Raw genomic sequence first — 11,281 nt, 5'->3', positions numbered from 1 at the left:
GGTCTTGTTCTCCTTTATTTTATCATTACTTGACATTAATCGAAGTCATCTTAATATGTATAAAAGAATATATAAAGGCTCAATCAATGACATGTATAAAAGCTGACAATAGCAATTTCAAAAACGAAGTTCTTACCTCTTCCACCCCTGTTGTAGTTGATTTTTGGGCAGAATGGTGTGGCCCTTGCAAAATGATTGCACCAATCCTTGATGAAATTTCAATGGAAATGCAAGGCCAGGTGAAAATTGCCAAAGTTAATATTGATGAAAATCCAGAATTGGCTACACAATATGGAGTTCGCTCGATCCCCACTCTCTTGATGTTTAAAAATGGAAATATCTCATCTCATATGGTTGGCGCCGTTTCTAAAGGACGCCTCTGCGAATGGATTAAAGAGGGGCTTGGTTAAATCTTCTTATAATAAATTTTTATATAAAGAGAGAAATTTTAAAAAGCTCTTTATCTTCTTAAAACGATTTTCTTTGCTAAAAATTATTATTTAGAACGGATTTGATAATCCTTAAAAGGTGAAAATTTTATTTTTGGCGCTCGTTGTGCTTCATAACTTAATGAAAAATGATTTTCTGCTAAAAAAACCGGATCACCATCCAAATCATGAGCAATAGCAGAGCGGTGGTTTGTGATAAAATTTTGAAGTTCATCTTTATTGTCTGTAAAAATCCAACGACAAATATTAAAACGCGCTGGTTCAAAGTTTACGGGTAAAGAATACTCCACCTTCAGTCTTTCTATTAAAACATCAATTTGCAAAGCACCAATAACACCAATAAGAGCAGGTGATCCATCGTCAGGAATAAAGAGTTGAACAACTCCCTCTTCAGCCATTTGCCTTAAAGCTTCTTTAAGCTTTTTTGCTTTCATGGGATCGTTCAAACATACGCGACGCAAAATTTCTGGTGCAAAATTTGGTAAACCTTTAAAAAGAATATCCTCGCCTTCAGTCAAAGTATCACCAATTCGCAAAGTTCCATGATTAGGAATCCCGACTACATCACCAGCATAGGCTTGATCAGCAATTTGGCGTGAACGAGCAAAGAAAAATTGCGGTGTCGAAAGCGTCATTGGTTTTCCCGTCCGAACTAATTTTGCCTTCATACCACGCTTAAGCGTCCCCGAACATACCCGTAAAAACGCAATCCGATCACGATGATTAGGGTCCATATTGGCTTGAATTTTAAAGACAAACCCTGTCATCTTGGATTCTACAGCCATTACGGTGCGCTGATCAGCCACCTGATCACGAGGACTTGGACCAAAATCAACTAACGCATTTATCAAATCACGAACACCAAAATTACGTAAAGCTGAACCAAAATAAACAGGTGTCATATGACCTTCACAGAAAGCTTGAAAATCAAAATTTTTGCATGCATCACGGGCAAACTCTACTCCTTCAATAAAAGATGCGCGTTGATTTTCAGGAAGTAAATTAGAAACCTCAACAGGCCCAGAAACTATTTGTGGAGTTACTTCATCATCATGTTGACGAAAACGATTATGATGAAGATCAAAAGTACCTTTAAAATCTTTACCTATACCTACAGGCCACGTGATTGGAGCAGTATCAAGAGCAAGTTTTTCTTCAATTTCATCTAAGATTTCTAGGGGGTCACGCGCCTCACGATCCATTTTGTTAACAAAAGTAACAATAGGAATGTCCCTCATTCGGCAAACTTCAAATAGCTTTAATGTCCTAGGCTCAATTCCGCGTGCACCATCCAATACCATGATAGCACTATCAACCGCCGTGAGAGTGCGATATGTATCATCGGCAAAATCAGCATGGCCTGGAGTATCTAATAAATTAAAAATATGCCCCTCATATTCAAATGTCATCACAGATGTTACAACCGAAATACCGCGGTCACGTTCAATTTTCATCCAATCAGAACGAGTTTGAATACGGTCTTTTTTTGCTCTCACCTCACCAGCAAGTTGAATAGCTCCACCAAACAGTAAAAATTTCTCTGTTAACGTCGTCTTTCCTGCATCAGGGTGAGCAATAATCGCAAATGTACGCCGCCGCTTTACCTCTTGCGCTCTATTTTCCATTATTTCCCCCTTAAAATCGTGCAAGCACTTCAGCAATGAGCGCACGCATTTTATCAATTCCATAAAGTGCAATAAACGATCCAAACCTTGGTCCCCGTTCTTGTCCTAAAAGAACTTCATAGAGCATTTGAAAAAAAACATTCGAAACACCAGGGCCCCTTCAGGACTTTTTTTGTTATGATCTTGATAACGTTCGGTTAAACGTGCCACATCAAGAAGCGCATTTTGAATTGTATTTTCATCAACAGTTTCTGGAAGACTGGCTAATTTTTCATCAATTTTAGCCAATGTTAAACGTTCATCTTCATCAGGTATGCGAAATTTCTTGTTTGGTTTTACAAAAACACCAAAATATTTAATGGCAAATTCCACTAACTGGTCAAGCATTGGGTACGTTTGTGGATTTGCTCCTTTAGCATAGCGAGAAATAAATCCCCAAAGAACTTCTTTATTTTCAGCATTTGAAGCGCTTACTAAATTCAATAACATAGCAAAAGATACAGGCAAACTAATCTGTGGAGGGCAACCATTATGGATATGCCATACGGGGTTATTTAGCCGTTCTTTCCATAACTGGCGATTATAAGCTGAAAGATGTGCATAATATTCATCAACAGCTTTTGGAATAACATCAAAATAAAGTCGTTTTGCCGTTTTAGGCTTTAAAAACATATAAAGTGCTAGGCTTTCTGTTGGTGCATAAGTCAACCATTCATCAATAGTCAAACCATTCCCTTTAGATTTGGAAATTTTTTGCCCCTTATCATCTAAAAAAAGCTCATAATTGAACCCTTCAGGCGGATTACCATCAAGTACTTTGCAAATTTTAGAAGAAAGAGTGACAGAATCGATAAGATCTTTTCCTGCCATTTCATAATCAACCCCAAGCGCTTTCCAGCGCATTGCCCAATCCACCTTCCACTGGCATTTAACCTTTCCACGTGTGATTTCTGTTTCAATAGTTTCACCTGTTTCAGGTTCTATATAAGTAACAGTGCCTTCCTCAACATTACGGTCAATCATTGGTACTTGTAAAACTTTTCCAGAAACAGGAGAGATAGGTAAAAAGAGTGAATATGTTGCCCGCCGCTCTTCACCCAATGTTGGTAGAATAATATCCATAACCTGGTCATAACAGGCGAGTATTTTTAAAAGTGCTTCATCAAAACGACCAGAGTTATAATAATCGGTAGAGCTGACAAATTCATAATCAAAATCAAAATGATCAAGAAAAGTGCACAAACGCGCATTGTTAGCTGCTCCAAAAGAAGGATAAACATCCCCAAAAGGATCTGGCACACGACTAAGTGGCTGACCAAGATAACACTCCATCTTTTCACGGTTAGGTACATTATCAGGAACTTTGCGCAAACCATCCATATCATCAGAAAAACACAAAATTTTTGTTTTAACTTGGTTCTCAGTTAAAATGTGAAACGCATGACGTACCATGGTCGTGCGGGCTACTTCTCCAAAGGTACCAATATGCGGCAAACCAGAAGGCCCATAACCTGTTTCAAATAAAACGCTCTCTGGATAACCTGTTTTTTCATAACGCTTGATAATTTTGCGTGCTTCTTCAAACGGCCAAGCTTTCGACTGGGCAGCTGCATCAATTAATTCGGGTGTAAGACTAAGGGCAGCACATTGATCACGCATTTATAATTTTTATCCTTAAATTAAATTGTTTAATACCATGGTGTATGGTCATTGAATTTATTCGTCAATAATAGCAAAGTTAAAAGTAGCAAAATTCTTTTATCTCATTTTATTACTTCACAATAAGCCTTGCTTTTATATTTTAATTGGCTTTTTTAAGTGTCGTCATTTTAAACTTGACCCTACTACACTTACTCCAAAAGAAAACAAATCCTTTCATATTGAAGACAACATAGACAAATAACGTACCTGTTGTTGGTGAAAATGAGTAATAAAAACTTTGTTAAATATTTTGTCTAAAAGTTATTTTTCCAGAAAAAATATTAAAGTAGTTTTTTATTATTTTCGTAATTTTGATGAACGCATTGCTAATGTGCGTAAGCGTAAAGCATTTAATTTAATAAAGCCAGCAACATCTTTAACTTTAATATTGGGGCCAAGAGCATAAGCAAAAAGTTCAAAACGTACTTGATCATTCCCTTTTCCTGTTGCGCCATGAGCAATTGCATCTGCACTTATTTCTTTAGCAATTTCAATAAGATATTTTGAAATAAGTGGGCGAGCAATTAATATCCCCAAAAGATAAACCCCTTCATAAACTACATTTGTTCGAAACATTGGAAACACAAAATCACGTACAAATTCTTCACGCAAATCTTCAATATAGATTTCTTTAATACCAAGCATTTTGGCTTAAAACGTGCAGGCTCTAATTCTTCCCCTTATCCCAAATCAAGCTGTAAAAGTTACAACTTTTACACCGAGTTTGCTTTGTAACCATTTAAGAATGATTGACGTATCTAATCCCCCTGAATAAACTAAAACAACTTTCTTAATATCTTGCCATTTTTTCATTTTAAAGCTCTACATTATTTTCCTTCTTTTATTCAGAAATCAACCCCATGCAAACAATCAAAATAAATTCCCCTTAAACAATATTAAAAGGATGCAAAATTAAAAGGATGCAAAAAAGAATGAAAAAGCTTAAAAAATGTGTATGTGAAAAGTCTTATATTATAGCAATCTCTTTATATAAAGGAAGTTTAAATGTCATTTTTCCCTGAATGGCCCATTTTTGTACAATTCGCTCTAATATCTTTGATTTTAGCGCTTATCCCAGGACCTGATATGATGCTTTCAGTGGGACGGACCATTGCACAAAATAAAAAAGCTGGGATTATGTGTGCCTTTGGTAGTGCAACGGGTTTTGCCATTCAAGTTACTGCTGTGGCTATTGGTTTATCAGCACTTATTGTCACCTCACCGAGGGCTTTTTTTCTTCTGAGAATTGTTGGTGCTTTCTTTCTTCTATGGCTTGCTTTTCAAACATTGTTAAAAAACTCAACATTTTCCCTACAACAAACATCCCCACCAAAACATCAAAGCCTCAAACGTAATTATCTTGCAGGAGTTGGAATTAATCTTTTAAATCCCAAAGTTATTCTTTTTAATATGACTTTCTTACCTCAATTTATCGATGTTAATGACCCTATGGTCAAACAAAAATTGTTTATTTTGGGGCTTTCCTATATCCCTATATCTTTACCCATTACAATTTTATTGGTTCTTATGGCCAACAAATTTTCCACGAGTTTAAAAGAAAACCCTTTTTATATTCGCATGCTCAATTGGCTTATTGCCGCTATCTTCATTATTTTTGCTTTACGCCTACTTATCATCAAAGCGCACTAAATTAAGCTTATTCATCCCCAGTTGTATTTTCGCAGTGCAATCGCTCAGATTTACGTAAGCGTTCTGAAGCTGATTTTAGCTGTCCACAGGCAGCTAAAATATCACGACCACGCGGCATCCGAACGGGTGAAGCATAACCTGCTTGATTAATGACATCAGCAAAGCGTTCAATTTGTTCCCAATCAGAACATTGATAATGACTTCCCGGCCATGAATTGAAAGGAATTAAATTGATTTTAGCAGGAATACCTTTAAGCAATTGTACTAATTGTTTAGCATCATCCAAACTATCATTCACGTCTTTCAGCATAACATATTCAAATGTAATTCGTTTTGCATTAGAAAGACCAGGATAATTACGACAAGCGTCCATTAACAGAGTAAGCGGATATTTTTTATTGATTGGTACCAATATATCTCGTAATGCATCATGTACAGCATGAAGAGAGATTGCTAACATAACTCCAATTTCTTTTCCGGCTCGTATAATTTCAGGAACTACTCCACTTGTTGAAAGTGTGATTCGCCGTTTCGATAAAGAAAGTCCATCACCATCAGATGCAATCAATAAAGCTTTTTTGACCGCTTCAAAATTATAAAGCGGCTCACCCATACCCATCATAACAATATTGGTGACTTTGCGCCCTTCGATTGAAACGGCTGCACCATCAGGTGTATTTTTCTCAGGAAAATCACCCAAACGATCACGTGCAACTAATAATTGCGCCAAAATTTCTTCAGCTGTCAAATTACGAACAAGTGTCTGTGTTCCTGTATGACAAAAAGAGCAGGTTAATGTACACCCTACTTGAGATGAAATACATAAAGTACCGCGCCCTTCTTCAGGAATATAAACCGTCTCAATTTCAACAGGCTTTCCAGCACCACGCGCTGGGAAACGCAAAAGCCATTTACATGTTCCATCGTTTGATGTTTGTTCTTCAACAATTTCCGGACGCGCAATAGAAAAATGATTTTGAAGCATTCTGCGCATTGGCTTGGCAATATTTAACATTTCATCAAAATGTGAAACACCACGCACATAAAGCCAATGCCAAAGTTGACGTACGCGCATACGCGTTTGATGTTTTGGTACACCAATTTCCTCTAAAGCTTGCACCATTTCATCATGCGATAAGCCAATTAAGGATAGTTTAGACCTCTCCTTTATCTCAATATCATTTACTTTGAGCACTTGGCATGCACCACCTGGTTGAAAAATCATATAAAATAGCCATTGATTTCCAGTTTATATAGCTATTTTAAAAAATTATAAGCGCTTTAATGACATTTTTGTGCCATATTTAACGCAGCTGTCACCCCTTTTAAGGAATAAGTGTAAGTAGTATGCGTTCCCCGTTTTGAGGTTGCTTTTACCACCATATCTTTACCCGAACGCATAGCAGAAACAAGCTGTTTTTCCATCTCCGATGATGCTAACCAAGCTGATGAATCCTTTGTAAAAAAGTCAAAATCTTTATCTCCAACAGTTACAGTAACTTTTGACCCTTCTTTAAGTGTATAACCAGCCATAAATTGCGGTTCGAATGTAACAGGTGAATCAGACCGTTTAGTGACCAAAAAGAAATTATCACCATGATTAACAGTTGTCGGAAGTGCACTTAAAGGTACTGATAACACATAACAAACTGTATTTTCTGATGATTTATAAGAATAAGCTCCCCAAGCTTCAAATTGATTTAGGCGGTTTGGCGTTTGTGCCCATGTTATCCCAGCAGCAGCTAGAATCATCACAGACGTAGTGATAAAAGTCTTTTTTAACATCTTCATTTAGCTCACTTCTTTATTCTCTTTAACAAAACTCTTTTATTAATGAAGCCTAACAAAGGCTGGCTAAATATTTAGCATTATTGTTGTTAATTATTTAACAATAAAATAAGGCTTCTAATTAAAATAAGCCTTTCATTCTAGTGTAGCCTTTTGGCTTTTATAGAATATAAATTTTTTTATTTATAACCAGATAAAAAGACAACACTCTGATTTCATTTCGTCAAATTTATTTTTGCATAAAGAACTTATGTTTTCGTAAACGAGTATATTTCTGCCGTTTAAAATAAAAATATACCTTCACTCTGTTTGATAATTTGATTGCAAAATAGAACAAAAATGAACACGATTGTCAAATCGTTAAGCAACAAATTGTAAGAATTATACTGTATACAAATAAATTATTACACAATTTTGAAAAATGTATTTTTTGTGGGAAATTTTGAATTTTAAAATCTTGTTGCTATCATTAATCGGTATCAAAAATTGAATCTACACGCATAAAAATACAAGAGCAGTTTTGTCTCTATATTGATCAATTCTTTGCCTATACACGAAATACGAACACTTTATGTTCACTTACTATAGTATGCTTAAAGATCAGGCATCACATTCCTTATCAATTAAGCCAACTTTTAGATTTGTGTGCGACGCTATTTTACGCCTTTTCTTTATTTTGCTTATTCAAAAGAAATATCGCAAAATTATCAAATATTATGTGCCTTCTAATTTTGAAATATTTACAAAAGAGACTAGCAGGATATTAATCTTTTTTTTTAAGATTAATTACTTTAACATAAATTATGTCACATCCCGCCTTCGATTATTTCTACCATAATACATATTGTACCAATATTGCCTCTCAGGCTGCATTTAATGTTAAATGTTGAAGTAATAAAGCATCAAGCGCGTCAACATCATGTGTATTGCGTAATTTGTCAATAACGTCAGAATAATGCAAAATACGCATAATTTGTGACAAAGCTTTCAAATTATCCGTGCCAGCATGCTCTGGTGCTAAGAGTAGAAAAACAAGGTCAACAGGTTCATCATCAAAAGTTTCAAAATCAACTGGATGTTCAAGACGAGCAAAGATACAGATATTTTGATCAATATTAGGAAATTTCCCATGAGGGATCGCAATACCATTTCCCACACCAGTTGATCCTAATTTTTCACGCTGCAAAATAACATCAAAAACCATACGCTCATTAAGGCCTGTTAACTCATTAGCTTTCTCAGCTAAAATTTTCAGGACTTGTTTTTTCGAATTTGCTTTAAGCACTGGAATAATTGCTTCTGGTGCAATTAACTCACTCAAATTCATAACTTTTTTCCTTTTTTTACGCTTAAATACTTATTTACAAATCCCAAAATAGTATTAATTTTTAAGAGTTTTTGTCTATTTCTGTCAATATCTTACGTACGCTATTTTTTCATAATAGCTATGAATTAATCTTTCTAATATCACTATTAATTTGATGATAAACACGCTCAAGCCTGTTCTCAACAACATTGGGAAAACAAAAATAAAACTACCTTGTCAATCAAAATTTAATTCCTGCTCTAGTAATAGTCATCATCATTTTTATTAACTCTTCAATTGTTATAGTTGATTTATAACCTTTGGAAGATTGTTCTCTCTCTTACAATAAGCTCCATAATACCACATACATATTAAGCTAAAGTGGTATTCTTATTTGGAGTATCAGCGTATGGCTTTAAAACAACTAATGATAACGACAAAGCTGTATAAAATACATTCAACTACTCTATTACAACCACTCTATTAAAAGCTATGCGTACATTTTGTAATTGGCTTGACGTATGCAAAGATGCAAATCAGATATAATTGATAGAAAGCAGCATTTTACCCCTTATAATTATGATCTTTTAAGTTTAATTTGATCTTCTATAGCACATTAAAATAATCAAAGAGAAAACTGATTGCCCAAATAAATTCTGCGGACATCAGCATTATTGATAATATCGTTCGGACAGCCATCAATTAACACCTGTCCTTCATGAATAATATAAGCACGATCAACAAGATTTAATGTTTCACGCACATTATGATCAGTTATCAAAACACCGATACCACGTTGAGTTAAATGATGAACGAGTCGTTGGATATCAGAAATAGCAATAGGGTCAATTCCTGCAAATGGCTCATCAAGCAACATAAAATTGGGGCGTGAAGCTAAAGCACGTGCGATTTCAAGTCGCCGTCGTTCACCCCCAGATAAAGAAATAGCTGGTGTTTTGCGCAAATGATCAATTTTGAATTCACATAAAAGTGCATCCAATTCTTCACGACGTTTAAAGCGATCTTTTTCGATCACTTCCAAAACAGCTTTAATATTATTTTCTACTGAAAGACCGCGAAAAATAGATGCTTCTTGTGGTAAATATCCAATACCCAAACGCGCACGTTGATACATCGGCATATGGGTGACATTAAACCCATTAATTTCAATTGTCCCCCCATCGGCTTCAACTAAACCTGTAACCATATAAAAACAAGTAGTTTTACCAGCACCATTAGGGCCTAAAATACCTACAGCCTCACCGGTGCAGACATTAAAAGAAACATCCTTAACAACCTGCCTTCCTCGATAAGCTTTAACTAAATGACGCGCAACTAAAGTTCCTTTTAAAGGTTGTTTTAAAGCCTCACTTGCAAGATCATATCTCGTTGTTTGTTTTGTTTTTTTGATTTTAAGCATAAAATCTTAATAGCTATTTTTGACTTGATTTTAAAATGATTGAAGCACGATTCTTTTTCTCAAACGCCTGACAACCTTCGAGAAAAGCTTTTCCGCTTTCCATATGTACTGTCAACTTGCACCCTGTCGCAACATTATTATTATCTTTCAAGACAACTTTATTACCTGTCAAAATCATCCTATTTGATTGTCTATCAAAAATACCTTTATCACCGGTAGCAATTTGCGTGGCTATTTTAATATAAACCTTTCCCAACGCTTCCATTTTCTTAATACCTGTTACATCAAAACCAACAGGCGATGTTGACTCTATGTTTTTCTTATTTTCATCAATTGTTTTATGTGTTTTATCATAATAAACAATTAATTGTGATGTTTGCATCAGTCGCTCACCTTGAACAATTGAAACATTGCCACTAAAAACAGCAATCTCCTCTTTATCGCGTATTTCTAAGGAATCTGCATGCAATTCTATGGGCTCTTTACTATTTGATAAATTAATCCCGAAATGAGCTTCCTCAGCATGTCCCCAAACCATTGTTAATCCTAATGTTCCCAAGATTAAAGCCAAATATAAACCCATTTGTTTTTTATATGATGTTCTTGGCTGCACTTAATTTACCCTCAATTTTCCCATTTGTTTATGTACAGATTTATCTCCCATAAACATCATTTAAAGATTCGTGTTGGTTTTAATTTATTGTTTGTCGATCACTAAATGCACATCACCCTGAAAATATATCTTTTGCCCTTTTTCATGAATTTGCAAAGTATTTGCTTTAAGAGATAAGCCTGCACGTTTAATATGTACACATTGATCGGTTTTCAATTGGCTTTCAGATAAATCGATATCAGCAGCTATGAACTGTGCGACCATATTGTCCTGTGTTTTGACTGTAAACGGCTTATCTAATTTTAAATGATTATTAATATGATCATAAGTCCCACTTTGTGCCTGGAGAAAAGCTGTCCCCAATTTGCCTGAAGGTATCTCAGCTGTAATACCTTGTAATCCAACCACCTCAGAATGTAGAGAATCTTGAAAAGCTTCTTGCGCTTCAAGCCAATAAAGCTTGTGAGAACTTGTATAGCTTTCTAATCTTGGATTAACCATTATCAATTTTACTATCTCATCATCTTCATTCTTTAAAACCACACTACCAGAGGAAGCAGAAAGAGAAAAAAATATAAACCAAGAAAAAACCAGCGCTATAATCAATGCCACGAGAGGTAAAAAGATTTTTAACAAACGGATTCGACACGAATGATGATATGCTTTCTTAAAAATATCATCAGAAGATGATTTTATTGAAAAATCTTCACGGTAATTGTGCATAGTCAT

Annotated in this window: 8 protein-coding genes and 3 pseudogenes; 2 read left to right on the top strand and 9 right to left on the bottom strand. The window is 35.2% G+C overall.

The genetic code is table 11. The annotated features are described in order from the left end of the window. The first annotated feature begins 86 nt into the window (after nucleotides 1-86). Nucleotides 87-410 (top strand): thioredoxin, encoded by a 324-nt coding sequence (trxA, locus tag BscR1v2_RS00120; protein ID WP_078689286.1) that lies wholly within the window; start codon nucleotides 87-89, stop codon nucleotides 408-410. A gap of 86 nt (nucleotides 411-496) precedes the next feature. Here the strand turns inward: trxA and BscR1v2_RS00115 are convergent, their stop codons facing one another. The 3 genes and pseudogenes from BscR1v2_RS00115 to BscR1v2_RS00105 form a co-directional block, all read right to left on the bottom strand. Then, a complete protein-coding gene (locus BscR1v2_RS00115) occupies nucleotides 497-2,074 on the bottom strand; it encodes a peptide chain release factor 3 (RefSeq protein WP_078689285.1) in 1,578 nt (525 codons plus the stop codon). Between the two features lie 10 nt (nucleotides 2,075-2,084). Further along, a pseudogene (locus BscR1v2_RS00110) lies at nucleotides 2,085-3,733 on the bottom strand (lysine--tRNA ligase). A 339-nt stretch (nucleotides 3,734-4,072) separates the two neighbouring features. Beyond that, nucleotides 4,073-4,588 (bottom strand): annotated as a pseudogene (locus BscR1v2_RS00105) (argininosuccinate synthase domain-containing protein). A gap of 192 nt (nucleotides 4,589-4,780) precedes the next feature. Between BscR1v2_RS00105 and BscR1v2_RS00100 the strand changes: the two are divergent. Further along, nucleotides 4,781-5,425 (top strand): LysE family translocator, encoded by a 645-nt coding sequence (locus tag BscR1v2_RS00100; RefSeq protein WP_078689284.1) that lies wholly within the window; start codon nucleotides 4,781-4,783, stop codon nucleotides 5,423-5,425. A 7-nt stretch (nucleotides 5,426-5,432) separates the two neighbouring features. Here the strand turns inward: BscR1v2_RS00100 and rlmN are convergent. The 6 genes and pseudogenes from rlmN to lptC all read right to left on the bottom strand — a co-directional run bounded on the left by rlmN (nucleotide 5,433) and on the right by lptC (nucleotide 11,281). Then, nucleotides 5,433-6,663, bottom strand: a pseudogene (gene rlmN / locus BscR1v2_RS00095) (dual-specificity RNA methyltransferase RlmN). A 43-nt stretch (nucleotides 6,664-6,706) separates the two neighbouring features. Continuing rightward, entirely contained in the window at nucleotides 6,707-7,210 is a 504-nt protein-coding gene (locus BscR1v2_RS00090; RefSeq protein ID WP_010703187.1) for an invasion associated locus B family protein, read from the bottom strand. Between the two features lie 865 nt (nucleotides 7,211-8,075). Continuing rightward, nucleotides 8,076-8,540, bottom strand: coding sequence for a PTS IIA-like nitrogen regulatory protein PtsN (ptsN, locus tag BscR1v2_RS00085; protein ID WP_078689283.1), 465 nt, complete (start codon nucleotides 8,538-8,540; stop codon nucleotides 8,076-8,078). A gap of 604 nt (nucleotides 8,541-9,144) precedes the next feature. Beyond that, nucleotides 9,145-9,939, bottom strand: a complete 795-nt coding sequence (lptB, locus tag BscR1v2_RS00080) for an LPS export ABC transporter ATP-binding protein (RefSeq protein WP_078689282.1) — start codon at nucleotides 9,937-9,939, stop codon at nucleotides 9,145-9,147. 13 nt (nucleotides 9,940-9,952) lie between these two features. Continuing rightward, nucleotides 9,953-10,522, bottom strand: coding sequence for an LptA/OstA family protein (locus tag BscR1v2_RS00075; protein WP_078689281.1), 570 nt, complete (start codon nucleotides 10,520-10,522; stop codon nucleotides 9,953-9,955). Nucleotides 10,523-10,636: 114 nt separating this feature from the next. After that, entirely contained in the window at nucleotides 10,637-11,281 is a 645-nt protein-coding gene (gene lptC / locus BscR1v2_RS00070) for an LPS export ABC transporter periplasmic protein LptC (protein ID WP_078690274.1), read from the bottom strand.

Origin of the sequence: Bartonella schoenbuchensis R1 (assembly GCF_002022685.1) — a bacterium.
GTDB classification, from domain to species: domain Bacteria; phylum Pseudomonadota; class Alphaproteobacteria; order Rhizobiales; family Rhizobiaceae; genus Bartonella; species Bartonella schoenbuchensis.
This window is presented reverse-complemented; position numbering and strand designations above follow the sequence as displayed.

Coding starts and splice junctions, on each gene's coding strand:
- trxA (WP_078689286.1), top strand. CDS start 87: ATGACATGTATAAAAGCTGACAATAGCAATTTCAAAAACGAAGTTCTT.
- lptB (WP_078689282.1), bottom strand. CDS start 9,939: ATGCTTAAAATCAAAAAAACAAAACAAACAACGAGATATGATCTTGCA.
- ptsN (WP_078689283.1), bottom strand. CDS start 8,540: ATGAATTTGAGTGAGTTAATTGCACCAGAAGCAATTATTCCAGTGCTT.
- lptC (WP_078690274.1), bottom strand. CDS start 11,281: ATGACTATGCACAATTACCGTGAAGATTTTTCAATAAAATCATCTTCT.
- BscR1v2_RS00115 (WP_078689285.1), bottom strand. CDS start 2,074: ATGGAAAATAGAGCGCAAGAGGTAAAGCGGCGGCGTACATTTGCGATT.
- BscR1v2_RS00090 (WP_010703187.1), bottom strand. CDS start 7,210: ATGTTAAAAAAGACTTTTATCACTACGTCTGTGATGATTCTAGCTGCT.
- BscR1v2_RS00100 (WP_078689284.1), top strand. CDS start 4,781: ATGTCATTTTTCCCTGAATGGCCCATTTTTGTACAATTCGCTCTAATA.
- BscR1v2_RS00075 (WP_078689281.1), bottom strand. CDS start 10,522: ATGGGTTTATATTTGGCTTTAATCTTGGGAACATTAGGATTAACAATG.